The sequence below is a fragment of the Jiella mangrovi genome (assembly GCF_017815135.1).
GTDB classification, from domain to species: Bacteria; Pseudomonadota; Alphaproteobacteria; order Rhizobiales; family Rhizobiaceae; genus Jiella; species Jiella mangrovi.
The window spans coordinates 1-14,513 of the sequence record NZ_JAGJCF010000020.1 but is presented as its reverse complement, the minus strand read 5'-3'; the positions used below and the strand labels follow the sequence as shown (position 1 = coordinate 14,513).

The following is a 14,513-nucleotide window of genomic DNA, read 5'->3' as shown; positions in this document are numbered from 1 at the left end:
GAACAACAGTCTGATTTGTGCTGCGTGCTGGTGACAAATCGCTGATACGAGAGCGATAGTTGAGCTGACTTCACGTCCGCTTTGGCTCACTGGAAGAAGAGAGCGGACGGTTCGCGAACTACCCCTCGCCGTCATTCAGGGTCGCTCAAATCCGCTTTTCAAAGCAATCGATCATCGGCTTCAAAGCTACCAACGCGCTTGCCGGAGTTGATGTGAGACAGTGACGGCATCCTGCAGTTGTTCCTATGCGGTTGGCACGGTTTCCCCGTCGATCACGTATTCCGTTCCGGTGATTGACGCGGCTCGCGGTGATACGAGGAAGGCGACAAGGTCGGCGACCTCCTCCGGCCTGGCGGGGCGCCCGATCGGAATGCCGCCGAGCCCCCGCATGATGATGCGCTTGCCGCCTTCATAATCCGTGTCGGCCTCTGCGGCCAGCCGTTCGGCCAGCCGCACGGGGGCTTCCGTCTCGATCCAGCCGGGCGAGACCCGAACGACGCGTACGCCCTTGGGCGACACTTCCTTCGCCAGCGCCTTGCTGTAGGTCGAGAGCGCCGCTTTCGCGGCGGCATAGGCCATCGTGGACTCGGGCAGCGGCAATTCGCGCTGGATGGAGGTCACGTGGGTCACGACGCCCGAACCACGCTCGATCATGCCCGGCAGAAAGGCGCCGTCGAGCCGCACGGCGCTTATCAGGTTGTGGTCGATCTCGCTCGTCCAGATCGCATCGGTAAGCGCCTGGTGGCCGCCGCCCGGGGCGTTGGATCCGCCAAGCACGTTGACGAGAATGTCGACACCGCCGAGTTCGGACAACGCTTCGCCATTCGCAAAAACACGCGTTTTTGCGTTGACTCGGCTGGAGCTTTTGGGGAAGATCACGTCACCACAACGATGATCTTTCCCCGGCGGCTCTGCCGGATGTGCGGCCCGGTCTTTCAGACCGGGCTTTTGCATTTCTGCGCCATGAATCGCGCATTAACGACGATCATGCCTCTCGCGCTGCCCCGATGCAACCTTGCGAACAGCCAACTCTAAGCAAATTGTGGAATTGTAGACCGTTAGCCCAACGGCCATCTTCGTTGGGCCCCCACGTGGGGTAACGCCTTGCAAAAGCGTTAACGAGACGCAAACCATAAATCAGTGCGTTCTCCCCCCAACGAACCAAGCCGTGGGGGCCCCCCGCATGCCCGAGAACAATGATCTTATTGTCGCGACAATCCGAGAGATAGCCGAAGCGCATGGCATCTCCATCGAAGGCGCGCGTTTGAAAGTGAAGCGCCGGGTCAGCAAGGGCTTGTGGCGGACACTGCCATCCAACCACCCAAGCGATCCGGTGAGGGTCGAGCTTCCGGTCTCTGAATTGAGCGTTGGGTCTGTTACCCTTCCACCCCCCCCACGTGGGGAGGGGAAGCAGATGTCGTGTTGGCCCACCCCACAATCACCTCCCCACACCCCAACGGGTGGGTCCCCCCACGACGATAATCGTGGGGATCCCAACGAGTTAAAAACGTTGGCTGAAGTGGTACAGGATCTTTCAGGACGCGTGGAAGAACTCACGGACCGCCTGATTGAGGCCGAGCGAGCCAAAGCCCAGGTCGAGGTTCAAAAGGCCGCGACTGAGAAAGACGCGGCCATAGCTCAATCAGAAATCACCCATCTGGTGCAGCAGCTCGATAGCCTCAAAAGCGACCATCTCGCCGAAATGGAGCAGCGCGAAAAAGCTTTTCAGGATCAGCTGCGCGACACACAGATGGCCGGCGACAAACAGATCTCTGACCTCAAGGCCATTGTTGATGAAATGAAAGCTCGACCGTGGTGGCGGCGTTTGGCTGGATAAGGCCCATTATGGAATGGCTGGGACGGGTGGAAACCGGCCATTTGCGGGACCGTTCGGTAACGACAGCTGTCAAAGAAGAAGCCGCCGTAAGGGTCGGTCAGCTTGAAATGTAAAACGATCGTTTTACATCATGGTTCATGAACGAACAGGAATGTTGAATCATGGACACCACTGACAAGCTTATTGCTGCGGCAGAACGGCTCTTCGATCGATACGGTTTTGTGGCCACTGGCATGGATCGGTTGACCGCGGCTGCCGGCATGTCGAGCCGGACGCTCTACAAACATGCCGGCAGCAAGACCCAACTGATGGAACGCGTTCTAAGCGAGCGAGACCGGAGGTTCATGGCCCGGCTTCGCGTGCGCAGCGTCGATGCGCTTTTCGCCGCTCTCGACGATTGGATCCGGATCGAGGGAACGAGAGGATGTTTGTTCCTCCGTGCCGCAGCCGAGACGGGAGGCGACGCGCCTGAGATTGCCGAAGCCGTTCGCGCGCATAAGACGGCGTTTCAGGATCAGGTTGCCCGGATCGTGGCAGCGGATCTCGGCCGGGAAGATCCAGACCTTGCCGAACAGGTGCTCGTCCTCTTCGAGGGTGCAGCCCATGCTGCGGTCTATCGAGGCGCTGACGCCGTGCGCGCCGCGCGAAAAGCTGCGTCGACCCTTACCGAAAGGGCGCGTTCGTGAGTCCGGCTTTTCGGATCGGTGCCGTCGGCTTCGGTCTCATTGCCGTCTGCTACGGCTTCGCCCGGTTCGCCTTCGGGCTGTTCCTGCCGCAGATCGATAGCGATCTGACGCTCGGACCCTCTATCAGTGGCATCATCTCCGGCGGCTCCTTCGCTGGCTATTGCATCGCCATCATCATCTCGGCGACCCTGACGGAACGGATCGGGGCACGGTCAGTCGCAACGGCCGCAGCGATCGTTGCCGCGATCGGGATGGCAGGGATCGCGTTCGCGCCGAGTTCTGCGATCCTCGCTGTCGCCGTGCTTGTCGCCGGATCTAGCACCGGGCTCGCCTCCCCCCCTATGGCGGCGGCGGTTGCCGCAGCGGTCCGTGAGAAGAGGCAGGACATCACCAATACCGTAATCAACGCCGGGACTAGCGCTGGTGTCGCCGTTTCGGGTCCGATCGCCCTAGCGATGGCAGGCCAATGGCGTCTGGCGTTTGGCATCTTCACCGCCGTGGCGGTCGTTCTGGCTTTTGCTACGATCTTTTCCCTCCCGAATGCGGCGAGCAAGAAGGGTATGGGTGGCCTCCCGCCGATGACCGGCCCCGTTCTTCGACTGATCGCCGCATCCTTCCTTATGGGCGTTGCGAGTACGGCGCTCTGGTCCTTCGGCGGGCAGATCGTCGCGGGGCGTTTCGGGTGGGGACCGACGGGAACCGGCGTCTTGTGGAGTTGCATCGGTGCAGGCGGCATCGCCGGGGCGTGGGCCGGGAGCCTTGTCGCACGGTTCGGAATAGATCGTATCCATTGGGCGTTCCTGGCGATGATGTCGGCAGGTATCCTCGCAGTCGGCTCCGGTCCGACGATACCCGCTGTCGCTTTGGTCGGTGGAGCGTTCTTCGGTGCCGCCTACGTCATGCTGACAGGCGTCTATCTGATCTGGGGCGTTCGCGCTTTGCCGGATCGTCCTGCGACCGGACTGATGATCGGGTTCCTGACCATCGCCGTTGGCCAGTCGGTGGGCGCACCGATCTTTGGTCTGGTAATGCAGGGACCGGGATTGGGGCCAGCCGTCATCGGTTTTGCAGGTTGCGCGCTCCTTGCGGGAGTGTTCCAAGCCCGACGCGCGACGTCGACCCCTTCGGCTCAGCATATTCGCAGATGAGGGCATCCGCTCTCCGAAGCAGACATCCGCCTTGCGATCTCTGTATGTCTTATTTGGGTCGAAACCCGCCGTTCGCCTATTCGTCCGAATCTGAAACAGAATTGACAATTCTGTTGCAGATCGTAAGATCGGCCGATTCCGACCCTTTGCAGACCAACAACCGGATTTGACACCATACCGAAACGGACATCGACAGTGACTTGTAGGACTCGCTACCTCAGTCTCCCGTCCGTGCATTCGCCTGATGTAGCGCCTTCAAGATGGTCGCCCGAAGGTAGGGTTTGGAGAAGTACACGCCCCCGTTCGGCACGCCGGCATCGGCGAGTTGGGTGTGCCCAGACACGATGATGATAGCGATGTGCGGCCAATGCTTGCGCACCGTACGTGCCAGATCGAGACCGTCCATCTCGCCCGGCATGTCAATGTCGGTGAACAGAATGCCGATATCGTCGCGCGTATCTAGGATCACCAATGCCTGGTCCGCGTTTGAGGCGTCGCAAACCGCAAAGCCCTCGTCCGCCACCATGTCAATTGCATCGAAACGGAGCAGAGGCTCGTCCTCGACGATTAGCACGCACTTGGCTGTCACGATGTCATCCATGATCTGGAACAGGGCGCTGACGGCTTGGTTCCGGCGAAGGAGACGTTTCCGTCGGCAGCGTCCCATCAAGGACATAGGACAGGCCGTCCGGCGTGAACGCGGTTTCCCCGCTGCCATTAAAGTAGGAAGGGACGATCTGGTTGGTCAGCCGCGATCCGAAGCCGCGACGCGCAGGCTCAACGACTTCGGGGCCATCCTCCTCACGCCATTCGAAGTGGAAGGCACCGTCCGCCTCGTACCGCCATGAGATGCGGACATGCCCCGTCTCGTTCGACAGGGCGCCGTACTTTGCCGCGTTGGTGGCCAGTTCGTGGATCGCTAGGGACAGGCCGAGAGCGGCCTGCGAGGGGAGATCGAGGTGGACGCCATCGACCGTTACGCGGTCGTCACTCTCCAGGTGAACCTTCAGCCCACCGCGCACGACCTCGTGAATACTTGCGCTGGCATAGGTTGTCTGGCGTAGGAGATCCTGCGCGCTCGACAGTGCGCCGATCCGCTGGTCGATCGTGACGGCTGCCTCCTCCTTGGTATCGGCGTGCCGCATGGTCTGCGAGATGATGGCTTTGACCATGGAGAGCGTATTCTTAATGCGGTGCGCCATCTCGTTCTGGAGTTCGCGCTGCTGTTGTTCGGCTCGCTCCTTGGCAGCGATCAGCTCGTTGGCGTCGACCAAGGCCTCGGCCTGCTCGGTCTCGGCGGTGATGTCGCGGGCACGGCAATAAAGCTTGTCCCCATCCGGGAAGGCGACCCATGAAAGTTGGCACCAGCCGCCCGCCGTGGTGCGGTAACGGTTCTCGAAGCGCAGCACCGGGCTGCCGCCGCGCACTCGTTCGAAGGCCGCCAGGCTCGCCGCCATGTCGTCCGCGTGGACGAAGTCCTGGTAGGAGCACCCCTCGATCTCGTCAGACCGCCAGCCGAGCGCTGCGGTCCAGGCCGGGTTGACCCGTTCGAAAAGGGTACTCTCCATGTCGATGACCGATAGGAGGTCGGGGCTGAAGCGCCAAGTCCGTTCCTGCGCGGCCGTCTGCTCGGCGGCGGCCGCGGCCTGCGTCCGCTCGTCGGTGACGTCGCGGGCAACGCAGTAGAGGAGGCCATTCTCGGGCACCGCGGTCCACGAGAGCGTCCGGAAGCCCCGATCCCTGGAAAGAAAGCGGTTCTCGAACTCGAACGTCTGCTGGCCCGCTGCCAAATGGATGATTTCCGCACGTGTCCGGGCGACATCGTCGGGGTGCTCCATCCACTGCGAGGTGCGCCCGACGATCTCATCCTGTCGCCAGCCCAGTGTACGCGTCCAGGCGGGGTTGATCGAGAGCCAGACACCTTGATCGTCAGCAACCCCAAGCATGTCGCCGCTGGCCTGCCAGATGCGGTCACGCTCGGCGGCCTGCGCCGCGACCTGCCGCTCCAGATCCGCGTTTAGGTCGCGAAGCTTGTGCTCGGCAGCGCGGCGGGCGATCTCGACCTCTGTGCGGTCCATCATGCGCCGGGCGAACAAAATCTCATGCGCGGCCCAGGCATGTCGCTCTTCATGATGAAGACAGAGCACGACCCTAAGATACCCGCGATCCATAAGCGGCAGGTTGGCAAGGGACCGCACCCCGATCGACCGGAAGTTCGGCGCTTTATCGGCAGTTCGAGGATCCTTCGCGACGTCGTCGATGACGACGTCCTCGCCGCCGCGCAGCGCTTCGATATAGGTGCCGTAGATCTCGAAGTCGTGCGTGCCGGCGAGGCTCGCCTGATCTGGCGCTAGCCAGTCCTGGTGTATCACCACGTGCCGACCGGCCGCATCCATTTCGCCATAGGCCACGCGCGACAGGTCCAGCGCGACGCCGACCGTCTCGGACGCCAGGAGCGCCATCTCGCTCGGGTCATCCAACGTGCGAAGGCGCTCGCCGAATTCGTTATAGATACGCTCCAGACGTTTGGCCGCGACGTCGATCAAGACGCCGGGAAAGCGCAGCGGCGTGCCGTCCGGACCGTGCTCGACGCGCCCGTTCGCCTCTAACCAATGGTAGCGGCCGTCGTGTCGTCGAACCCGGTACTGGTGCGCGTAGGCCCCGCCGCGCTGGACAGCCTCGTCGATAGCCGCCGCAAGCCCCGCCTGGTCATCAGGATGGACGGTGGCGACAATCTGGGCGAGCGGGATGCCCTCGCGACCAAGCCCCGGGTCGAGGCCGAAGGCGTTCGCGAACGCCTCGTCGATCATGAACCGATCGGCGACGATGTCCCAAAACCAAGTGCCGATGATCGCGCCGGCAGCCAGGGCGAGCTGCACACGCTCCGCGTCCGCCATGGCCGCATCGGTCTGCGGCGCAGGTTGTTGGAGTTCGGCAATCTCAGCGTTTTGTGCCGCCTCGTCAGGCTTGGTCATGGGCAGTACTCGGCGGAATGGGTCGTTGATCGCTCATGCGGGACGAGCACTTGCGGTCAGGAAGCTTTGCATCGAAGGAGTTGGCGTTACAAGTTCGGTCGTTTGGGGGGAAGACGTATCGATCTCAACGGCATGTTCGAGTTCATACCGTCTGAAAACGGACCGTCGACTTCCCACCCATCCCCGCCATTTCATTACCGCCGATATGGACCTGTGAAGAGGTCGCCGATCGCGCGCCGCAGGCGCACCGTCAGGCGGCGCTTTTCCATGTTCCAGGGGCGGTCATGCTCGAGATGGCAGCGCTGGCAGAGCGCGGCGAGGTTGGTATCGCCGTTGTTGGCTGTGTCCTGGTCGAGATGGGCGCAGGCAATGCGGACCAGCGTCGTCGTCACTGGCAGCTCGAAGGAAGCCGAGCGAGGATCGGGCATCGACGATTTTCGGATCAGGCGCCCTCGGCCGTCGGGCGTGTCGCAAACTTTTCAGTTTAACGCTTTGGTGACCGTGTTCGCGGATTTTGTCGGCTCTCATTGACGGAGAGTTTTGTCATGATGCTGAACGCGATCGCCGAGAAGCTGAAACGGCAGTCGACGGACGACTTCAAAAGCCGGCAGTTCGAGCCCTGGCTGATCCTTTAGGCAGTGACGTGGTATCTGCGCTATCCGTTGAGCTACCGAGACCTCGAAGTGATGTTCGCAGAGCGCGGCTTTGCGGTCGATCATTCGACGATCAATCGCTGGGTTTTGGCCTACGCACCGCTGATCGGAAAGCGGTTGCGCAGGTTTCGCAAGCCCCATTGCGGCTCAATTCGGATCGACGAAACGTATGTGAAGATCCGCGGCCAGTGGCGATATCTGTACCGCGCGATCGACAAGCACGGCAACGCTGTCGACTTCCTTCTGACAGCCAAGCGCGACGCCGACGCGGCCAGGCGGTTCTTCCGCAAGATGCTGGAGGACGAGCCGCTTTTGTCGCCGACGACGATCGGCACCGATGGCGCCGGTACATTCCCTGGCGCGATCCGATCCGCCGTCGAGGATGGGCTGATGGTGCCCGATCCCGTCCATCATGTCACCAAGCATCTCCAGCAAGGGATCGAGAGTGATCATTTCCGAGTGAAAAGGGCAATGCCGAGGATCGGCGGCTTCCGTTCATTCAGTACGGCGCGTCGATCGATCAAAGGGTTCGAAGCGATGCTGTGGCTGAAGAAGGGCTTCGGCTTCACGGGCGAATGGACGGTTCACAGCCAGAATGATCTCGTCGCGCAGATCTTCGGACTTCAAAAAGTTAACAAAGTCTGAAGCATCCAAGTGAGACAGGGGCTCCGCACTCTTCGCTCGAAGTTGCGACACGCCCGTTTTTTGACGGCGGCTACGTACGGAATATTCCGGCAGGCGTGGAGTTTCGCGGCGAGAACATCGCCTTCGTCGCGAGCGGCATAGCCGACATTTTTTTTGGACATTCACCGGGAAATTTTCGACATACATGCGATGGGTGATACCGTCGTCGTCGAACTTGCTATTCGCGGCACGCACGACGGAGCGCTGCTGACACCTCAAGGCACCATCCCGGCGACCGGGAAGTCGATCGATGTCCCCTGCTGCGACGTCTTTCGCATGAAGGACGGAAAGGTGGTTTCGTTCCACTGCTACAACGCAGCCTCTGTCCTGATGCAGCAACCGGACCGCGCGGCGGTTCCGAAGCCGCATAATAGGTTCGCGACGGACCGAGGCGGCAGGTGGCTGAATTCAATCCATCACAATGACCGCCTTACCAGCCACACGTTTTCCTGCCTCCAGATCGCGGATCATGGCAATAGCATCGAACAGATGCGCGGTGCGGCCTACGGGCAAAGGAAATTTCCCCGCCACGGCCAGGTCAGCGACTTTAAGCAGGATATCATTGCTTGGCGCGCCACGGGCAAAGCGATGTTTCGGCGAAATCAGCGATCTCAAGAGATTTCCGACGTTCGGAACGATGTCGACTGCGAAGCCTCCTGATCTGATCAGGCTCTCTTCCTCCTTGGCCGTCAGGCTACCATGACAATCCAGAACAACGTCGAAACTGTGTCGAAGATGAGTGGGGATGGGCTGATTGTAGTCAAGCACGAAAGCCAGTCCACGGTTTTCCATTTCGCGCATTGAAGTCGTGCCGACGCGGGCCGAAACGACGCATCCCACTGTTTCGGCGATCGCCAGCGCCGCTTGCCCGACACCGCCGCTAGCGCCGTTTATCAGAACCGATTGTCCTTCCTTCAGTTCGGCAACGACAACCAGGGCCCGCCAGGCTATCAACCCGACGCTTGGAAGCGCGGCAGCCGCCGTGAAGCTCAGCGAGCATGGCTTTGGTATGACTAGATCTGCTTTGGTCACTGCCAACTCGGAAAAGGCATTCTGATTGTTCATGGGCGTCTGCCCCAAAACTTCGTCGCCGACGGAGAACACCTTCACTTCGGGACCGATAGCTTCGACGATGCCCGCCAGGTCCATGCCCATTCCGCGTGGAAAGTGATTGCCCATGACGAATTTCATGAAACCCTGCCGCAATTGCCAGTCCAGCGGATTTACTGATGCCGCCTTGACCCGTATGCGGATCTCCCCACGACGAGGTAGTGGAGGTGTGTAGGTCTCAAGACGCATGGCATCGGGCCCACCATATTGACGATATTGAATACGCTGCATTCTTTCGGTCCAAATTGATGACCAGCTCCATATGCGCGACTATTGACAGTCCGCTAAGAACGCATCTTTCTAGGACCAAGCCATATGACTATGACCAGCCCCATCGCGCCTGATACCGATTGCCACCGGGTCAGCGCCGTATTGAGTCGCGTTGGGGACAAATGGACAATGCAGGTTATCGTCTCTTTGCGCGAGCATCCTTGGCGGTTTAACGAACTGAAGCGTCACGTGGGTGGCATATCCCAACAAATGCTGACGCGGACGCTGAGAATGCTCGAGCGGGACGGGATGGTTTCGCGAACGGTGACACCGTCCACGCCGCCACAGGTCGAATATGCGTTAACCGATCTGGGACACGCTCTATCCGAGCCAGTGCGGCAGCTTGCCATGTGGGTTGTCGGGAACCTCGACACGATCGAGGAAAATCGTCGACTTTACGATAGCGTTCATCGATCTTAACCAGCCGCGATGGCGCAGAATTGCGGGCTTGCCGTTGGCGTCAAAAGCTGTTGGTGATACACAGATCTCTCATCGTCTTCCGGCTGCGACGTCCAGGATAAGAAAACCCGAGATAATCGCGACGCCGAGCGCGGTCAGCGAAGACCAAGCGTAGACGGGTGAGAAGACCTCTATGCAAAGCGTTAGCATCGGCTGCGCCGCCATCGTCACCATGACGGTATAGGGATCGCAGCGACCGACCCCGATCTGAAGCAGGTAGAGCGGGGCCAGCACGCCTATGGCGGACACAGCAAGAATCATTGCGACGAGCCCTCCTGTCCACGAGACGGCGTCTTGGCCACTACCGAACGCTAACCGCGATGAGACCACTAATATTAGGTAAAAGCGGTGGGCCAGAACCGCCCCAAACGTCCACCCTCGACCGAGGAGCGTGCGCGATGACATTGTGATGAAGACCGCGCCGACGCCGGCGACGAGGCTAGCTCCGAGTCCGAGCCAGGCTTGCACGCCTGATGACGCGAACCGGGTTCCTCGTAAGGCGGCCAGCACGAGAATGGCACACCCAATTAGAATTCCCAGGCATACAATGACCCTGAGACCGGTGGGACGTCGGCCGGTGATCGCGAGCGTGATCAGAACGACGAGGATCGGCCCGACACCAATGTCGACCGCTCCAACGATCGCGGGTTCAATGAGTTTCAAGGCATAAAAGAAGGCGATGAAGGTCACCGCAGTGGCGACATTCAGGAGGAGAAGCGGCCCCCAGGCCCGCTCGCCCACCCCCCGACCGGATACCACAAAGAAGAATGCCGCCGTCAAAGCAAAACTTAGAAACACGAATAAGTTGGACGGGACGGCTCCAAGCCATGTCCCGTAAACGACTTTGCCGAGTGCCTGCAGGAAAACCGCCAAGACTATTGCGGATCGTCCAAACGCTACCGTTGAGGAGAAAGGTGATGTCATGCGTTTCCCTCGTGTGCCGCATATCGTTCGATGTCGTCTTCGAGGGTGCCATGGTGGCGCGCGCGAAAGCCGCAGATTCCAATAATGGCAAGCGATACTGCAACAAGACCGTAGGAAGCGCCCCACGTGCCGGTCCAACTGTGGATGAGTCCGAAGGTGAGGGGGCCGAGGACAGCGATCCCTCCGCCGATCCCTTGGACGAAGGAAGAGGTGACCGCTGAGCCTAAGGGGGTACGGCTGTGCGTGTTGATCATCGTTGTGGCGACGATGAACAGGCTCGACCCGATGCCCAATAGTATGACCCAGGCCACCATGGCTGTCTGCGGCGCAAGCGCCAGTCCACCATAACCGACGGCGTAGAGAACTGCGCAGCCGAAGACAATTGCGGTCGGATTGCGCAACTTAATCGTCAGCGACGGCGCGAAGATGCCGATCACCATGCTTGTCGTGATAAGCAGTGACACCATTGCTCCACCGAACGAAGCAGCATAGCCGGCATCGAGGACAAGCGTTGGCAGCCAGGTGAACAGGATGAAGACATTCCACGATGTCATCCCGAACAGAATTGTCAGATTCCACACCGTAGGTGAGCGCCAGACTTGTTTCGGCAGGACGCCTACCGCCGCCGGTGCGCCTGTCGATGCGAGGGACTTGCCGGCCTTTGTTGCGGGCCTCTGTCGAGCCATGGCCCACATCGCGGCAGACAGTATCGCGAGCATTGCCCAGAGAGCGATCGCATATCGCCATCCGACTGCGTTTGCCAGCGGCACAATCACAAGAGGCGGAACGAGTGCGCCGAGATGCAGTGCTATTAGATAGATTGTGCTAACGAGCGACAGGCGGTCGGAAAAATATTGGCGCACGAGCGGAGGCATCACGACACCGACGATCCCCATGCCGCCCAGCGCGCCCCCCGAAAACGCGATGAATTCGGCGGGGTTCCCAGCAACGGACCGAAGCAGAACGCCAGCCGACGTGACTGCCAAGCCTATAAGTGCGGCCTGCTCCAACCCAAAACGTCTGACGACATATGGCGTAGCCACCCCGAACAGCGCAAAACAGGCAGGCGGCAACATGCCGATGATGCCGATGGCCTCCAAACCAAACCCTAGATCCGTCCCAATCTCTAGAAGCAATGGCGAAACAGACGTCACGGCTGAACGGAGGTTCAGCGCCGACAGGGTGATCGCGACCAAGGCCAAGGAGCGTCCGGCCAAAAGCGGATAACGAACGACGCCGGCGTCGGACATTGCGCTCATTTCAGCAAGCCCAGCCAACCCGTCACCCTATCCACTTGTGCGCGCGGTCCATGGATCGCCAGACCGAGGGCGTGGCAGGTCTTGTTTGGATCTTGGAGAGCGCTTGTATAGGCGGTGTAGTCTCGTGATGCGATCGCGATATCTGACACGTCGAGAACAATCAGTTCTTTGGCCTCGCGTGCCTGTGCGTAGATCGACTGCAGGGTTTCGCAATCCGCCACCAGAACAGGCAACCCAACAGTGCTCATCCCCACATGGGTGGCACCATTCGCATCAACGACATTAGGACCGACAATGCCAGGCACATGATGGCCGATGCTTATGCCGAGGAGCCCGATAATGTTCGCAGCAACCCCCCGCTGAAGCTCGGCATCGACGACTATGATCATTTTATCCGTCACAAAACCGTACCTATATCGGAAAAAAATCGAGAAAAATGTTTCATATTTTGTATTACGTGTCAAAAATCGAATTTAATTCGATTATGGAGTGTTCCAAATGGCTTTTGACGAAATTGATCAAACGATATTGCAGCGTTTACAAAAGGATGCTCGGCTGACGAACCGACAGCTGGCGCGTGAACTGGGGATCGCTGAGTCGACTTGCCTCGCGCGCGTCAACGTGCTTGAGGCACAGGGAGTAATTTCCGGGTTTCATGCAGCCGTTGATCTCAAGAAGATCGGGCGTGGCGTTGAGGCTCACGTCTCAATCAAAATTAAGCCACAAGCGCTACCGGATGCGTCCCGATTTTGTGACGACGTGGCCGATCTGCCGGATGTCGTCGCCATTTACATGGTCACAGGTGCGGCGGATCTCATTGCGCATGTCGCAGTCGCGTCGACAGACGCGCTTCGGAATTTTGTGCTTGACCTGGCACGACGGGAGGAAATTGCCGATATCCGGTCCTCGGTTATTTATTTGAGTCGGCGAGCAAGCTTCTTGTCCGTCACTGGCAATTAACCATCAGGCCCGACACCCTTGATCCAGACGTCTGCAGGTCAATGGTACCTATTCGTCGCCAGCAGGTTTGGCACATATGGGGCGTCGGGTTGACCGAGAGTTCAGCTCACAATCGTGTTGATGTTACGCAGCGCGGCCGGTGCTGCACATGGGCCCGAACACAATCCTGAGGCTGCACTGCCATGTCCAGCGCAACTGTGACGTTTAGGAGCGGCATACGTGCCATCAACATAGCCCCGCAATCCTGCGCGCATTCCCATCGCGATGGGGCGGTGCACCGAAGAAGCGACGATACTCGCGAGAAAACTGGGACGCGCTTTCATAGCCAACTGTCGTCGCAACGCTGAGAGCCCGGCCCGAAATGAGTTGAGCGATTTCAGCAGGTTGTGATTCCGTTTTGTCGCTGAACGAGATGGAGCCACCGATGCCTTGGACTGAAATTGCTCGCCGCGACTATGCTCGCAACAATGCTCGGTATTCCAGCGACCTGACCGATCGCGAATGGGCGGTGATCGAACCGCTTCTTCCAGCGGTCAAACGGATCGGCCGCTCGCGAACAACCGACTTGCGGGAGGGGATGAACGCGATCCTGTATCTTGCTTCGGGCGGTTGCGCCTGGAGCCTTTTTGCCGTCGGATTTCCCGCCGCGCTCGACCGTGCAGCGTTATTTCCATGCCTTTCGCGATACCGGCCTGCTTCGAGCGATCAATGCCGTCCTCGTCACCGCTGCCCGTGACCTGGAACGGCGAGAGGCGAGCCCAAGCGCCGGCGTCATCGACAGCCATACCGTGAAGACGACTGCTGAGACCGGCATACCGCCGTACTTCGCAGTGTCAGGGTCCTGCGCGATGCAAAGGCCGCCGTGTTCCTTAATGGCACGCAGACCCTTGGTGCCGTCGGCCCCCGTCCCCGACAGGATGACGCAGGCCGCGTTTGAGCCCTGATCGCGAGCAAGGCTCTCGAAGAAGTCGTCGATGGGCCGACGTAGTCCTCGGGGTTGAATGAATTCGGTCAGCTCAAGCCGTCCGCCTCGGATCTCAAGCTTGTGACCAGGCGGGATGACGTGAACCTCGCCCGGACGCACGAGCTCGCCGCCTTCGACCTGCCTGACTGGCATCGTCGTATGACGCGCGAGAAGCTCGGCGAGGAGGCTTTCGTGCGTCGGATCGAGATGCTGGACGATCACGATCGCAAAATGCGTCTCCGGTCCAGCCGCGTTCAACATTTCGCGGATCGCCTCGAGGCCGCCCGCCGAAGCGCCGACGCCAATGACGGGGACCGCGACCCCGGCCTGTGCGTCCAACCTGCTGATCCTTTCGTTAATGAATCGCGAGTCTAGAGGCTAAGCCAAATAGTAACAACCCGTTACGGCAGTCCCTATGTCGCATCTCGTGGCGACAAAAGGTCGTGGCCGAGTTGCCCGGTTCTGCTTGACCGGTCGATTTCGGTTTCCATCCTAGACCAGAAATCTAGAAAGGAACTCCATTGTCGGGAAGTCTACAGACGTCGCTTGCGCGTTTTGCCGAAGGGGCCAGGGTAGCGGTTACC

Annotated in this window: 12 protein-coding genes and 6 pseudogenes; 8 read left to right on the top strand and 10 right to left on the bottom strand. The window is 59.9% G+C overall.

Features of this window, described 5'->3' with window-relative positions:
- Nucleotides 1-243 precede the first annotated feature (243 nt).
- A pseudogene (locus J6595_RS19455) lies at nt 244-807 on the bottom strand (SDR family oxidoreductase); the annotation flags it as partial.
- A gap of 703 nt (nt 808-1,510) precedes the next feature.
- Here J6595_RS19455 and J6595_RS19450 point away from each other — a divergent pair.
- From J6595_RS19450 to J6595_RS19440, 3 genes are all read left to right on the top strand, one after another.
- A complete protein-coding gene (locus tag J6595_RS19450) occupies nt 1,511-1,837 on the top strand; it encodes a hypothetical protein (protein WP_209596852.1) in 327 nt (108 codons plus the stop codon).
- A 161-nt stretch (nt 1,838-1,998) separates the two neighbouring features.
- Complete coding sequence (locus tag J6595_RS19445) at nt 1,999-2,523, top strand: TetR/AcrR family transcriptional regulator (protein ID WP_209596850.1); 525 nt, start codon at nt 1,999-2,001, stop codon at nt 2,521-2,523.
- Entirely contained in the window at nt 2,520-3,671 is a 1,152-nt protein-coding gene (locus J6595_RS19440; protein ID WP_209596848.1) for an MFS transporter, read from the top strand. Before J6595_RS19445 ends, J6595_RS19440 begins: the two co-directional genes overlap by 4 nt.
- Nucleotides 3,672-3,888: 217 nt before the next feature.
- On the opposite strand, the gene J6595_RS19435 is transcribed toward J6595_RS19440, so the two are convergent.
- The 3 genes from J6595_RS19435 to J6595_RS19425 form a co-directional block, all read right to left on the bottom strand.
- Nucleotides 3,889-4,272 carry a response regulator gene (locus J6595_RS19435; protein WP_209596846.1) on the bottom strand — a complete coding sequence of 128 codons (384 nt, stop codon included), beginning with the start codon at nt 4,270-4,272 and terminating at the stop codon, nt 3,889-3,891.
- Nucleotides 4,265-6,646, bottom strand: a complete 2,382-nt coding sequence (locus J6595_RS19430) for a PAS domain-containing protein (RefSeq protein ID WP_209596844.1) — start codon at nt 6,644-6,646, stop codon at nt 4,265-4,267. The genes J6595_RS19435 and J6595_RS19430 overlap by 8 nt, the downstream gene beginning before the upstream one ends.
- Before the next feature lie 194 nt (nt 6,647-6,840).
- A complete protein-coding gene (locus J6595_RS19425) occupies nt 6,841-7,074 on the bottom strand; it encodes a hypothetical protein (protein ID WP_209596842.1) in 234 nt (77 codons plus the stop codon).
- Between the two features lie 117 nt (nt 7,075-7,191).
- Between J6595_RS19425 and J6595_RS19420 the strand changes: the two are divergent.
- Nucleotides 7,192-7,944, top strand: a pseudogene (locus J6595_RS19420) (IS6 family transposase).
- Between the two features lie 189 nt (nt 7,945-8,133).
- A pseudogene (locus J6595_RS22985) lies at nt 8,134-8,247 on the top strand (ketosteroid isomerase); the annotation flags it as partial.
- A gap of 144 nt (nt 8,248-8,391) precedes the next feature.
- Here the strand turns inward: J6595_RS22985 and J6595_RS19415 are convergent.
- Nucleotides 8,392-9,324 (bottom strand): NADP-dependent oxidoreductase, encoded by a 933-nt coding sequence (locus J6595_RS19415; protein ID WP_209596840.1) that lies wholly within the window; start codon nt 9,322-9,324, stop codon nt 8,392-8,394.
- An 84-nt stretch (nt 9,325-9,408) separates the two neighbouring features.
- Between J6595_RS19415 and J6595_RS19410 the strand changes: the two genes are divergently transcribed.
- Entirely contained in the window at nt 9,409-9,783 is a 375-nt protein-coding gene (locus J6595_RS19410) for a winged helix-turn-helix transcriptional regulator (RefSeq protein WP_209596839.1), read from the top strand.
- A gap of 69 nt (nt 9,784-9,852) precedes the next feature.
- On the opposite strand, the gene J6595_RS19405 is transcribed toward J6595_RS19410, so the two are convergent.
- From J6595_RS19405 to J6595_RS19395, 3 genes are read right to left on the bottom strand one after another with little or no spacing between them, the layout of a single operon-like run.
- Nucleotides 9,853-10,695 carry a hypothetical protein gene (locus J6595_RS19405; protein WP_245198870.1) on the bottom strand — a complete coding sequence of 281 codons (843 nt, stop codon included), beginning with the start codon at nt 10,693-10,695 and terminating at the stop codon, nt 9,853-9,855.
- A gap of 47 nt (nt 10,696-10,742) precedes the next feature.
- Nucleotides 10,743-11,996, bottom strand: a complete 1,254-nt coding sequence (locus J6595_RS19400) for an MFS transporter (protein ID WP_209596835.1) — start codon at nt 11,994-11,996, stop codon at nt 10,743-10,745.
- A gap of 5 nt (nt 11,997-12,001) precedes the next feature.
- On the bottom strand, nt 12,002-12,394 hold the full coding sequence (locus J6595_RS19395; protein WP_209596833.1) for a DUF2000 domain-containing protein: 393 nt from the start codon (nt 12,392-12,394) through the stop codon (nt 12,002-12,004).
- 109 nt (nt 12,395-12,503) lie between these two features.
- On the opposite strand from J6595_RS19395, the gene J6595_RS19390 reads away from it, so the two are divergent.
- A complete protein-coding gene (locus J6595_RS19390; protein WP_209596831.1) occupies nt 12,504-12,965 on the top strand; it encodes an Lrp/AsnC family transcriptional regulator in 462 nt (153 codons plus the stop codon).
- A 225-nt stretch (nt 12,966-13,190) separates the two neighbouring features.
- On the opposite strand, the pseudogene J6595_RS19385 reads toward J6595_RS19390, so the two are convergent.
- Nucleotides 13,191-13,325, bottom strand: a pseudogene (locus tag J6595_RS19385) (AraC family transcriptional regulator); the annotation flags it as partial.
- A 64-nt stretch (nt 13,326-13,389) separates the two neighbouring features.
- On the opposite strand from J6595_RS19385, the pseudogene J6595_RS19380 reads away from it, so the two are divergent.
- A pseudogene (locus tag J6595_RS19380) lies at nt 13,390-13,795 on the top strand (transposase); the annotation flags it as partial.
- A gap of 26 nt (nt 13,796-13,821) precedes the next feature.
- Here J6595_RS19380 and J6595_RS19375 read toward each other — a convergent pair.
- Nucleotides 13,822-14,190, bottom strand: a pseudogene (locus J6595_RS19375) (chemotaxis protein CheB); the annotation flags it as partial.
- Nucleotides 14,191-14,513: the final 323 nt, after the last annotated feature.

What these genes read in the sequence shown, in the direction of transcription:
- J6595_RS19395 (WP_209596833.1), bottom strand. Translation starts at nt 12,394, where the DNA reads ATGATCATAGTCGTCGATGCCGAGCTTCAGCGGGGGGTTGCTGCGAAC.
- J6595_RS19435 (WP_209596846.1), bottom strand. Translation starts at nt 4,272, where the DNA reads ATGGATGACATCGTGACAGCCAAGTGCGTGCTAATCGTCGAGGACGAG.
- J6595_RS19445 (WP_209596850.1), top strand. Translation starts at nt 1,999, where the DNA reads ATGGACACCACTGACAAGCTTATTGCTGCGGCAGAACGGCTCTTCGAT.
- J6595_RS19415 (WP_209596840.1), bottom strand. Translation starts at nt 9,324, where the DNA reads ATGCAGCGTATTCAATATCGTCAATATGGTGGGCCCGATGCCATGCGT.
- J6595_RS19400 (WP_209596835.1), bottom strand. Translation starts at nt 11,996, where the DNA reads ATGTCCGACGCCGGCGTCGTTCGTTATCCGCTTTTGGCCGGACGCTCC.
- J6595_RS19410 (WP_209596839.1), top strand. Translation starts at nt 9,409, where the DNA reads ATGACTATGACCAGCCCCATCGCGCCTGATACCGATTGCCACCGGGTC.
- J6595_RS19390 (WP_209596831.1), top strand. Translation starts at nt 12,504, where the DNA reads ATGGCTTTTGACGAAATTGATCAAACGATATTGCAGCGTTTACAAAAG.
- J6595_RS19425 (WP_209596842.1), bottom strand. Translation starts at nt 7,074, where the DNA reads ATGCCCGATCCTCGCTCGGCTTCCTTCGAGCTGCCAGTGACGACGACG.
- J6595_RS19430 (WP_209596844.1), bottom strand. Translation starts at nt 6,646, where the DNA reads ATGACCAAGCCTGACGAGGCGGCACAAAACGCTGAGATTGCCGAACTC.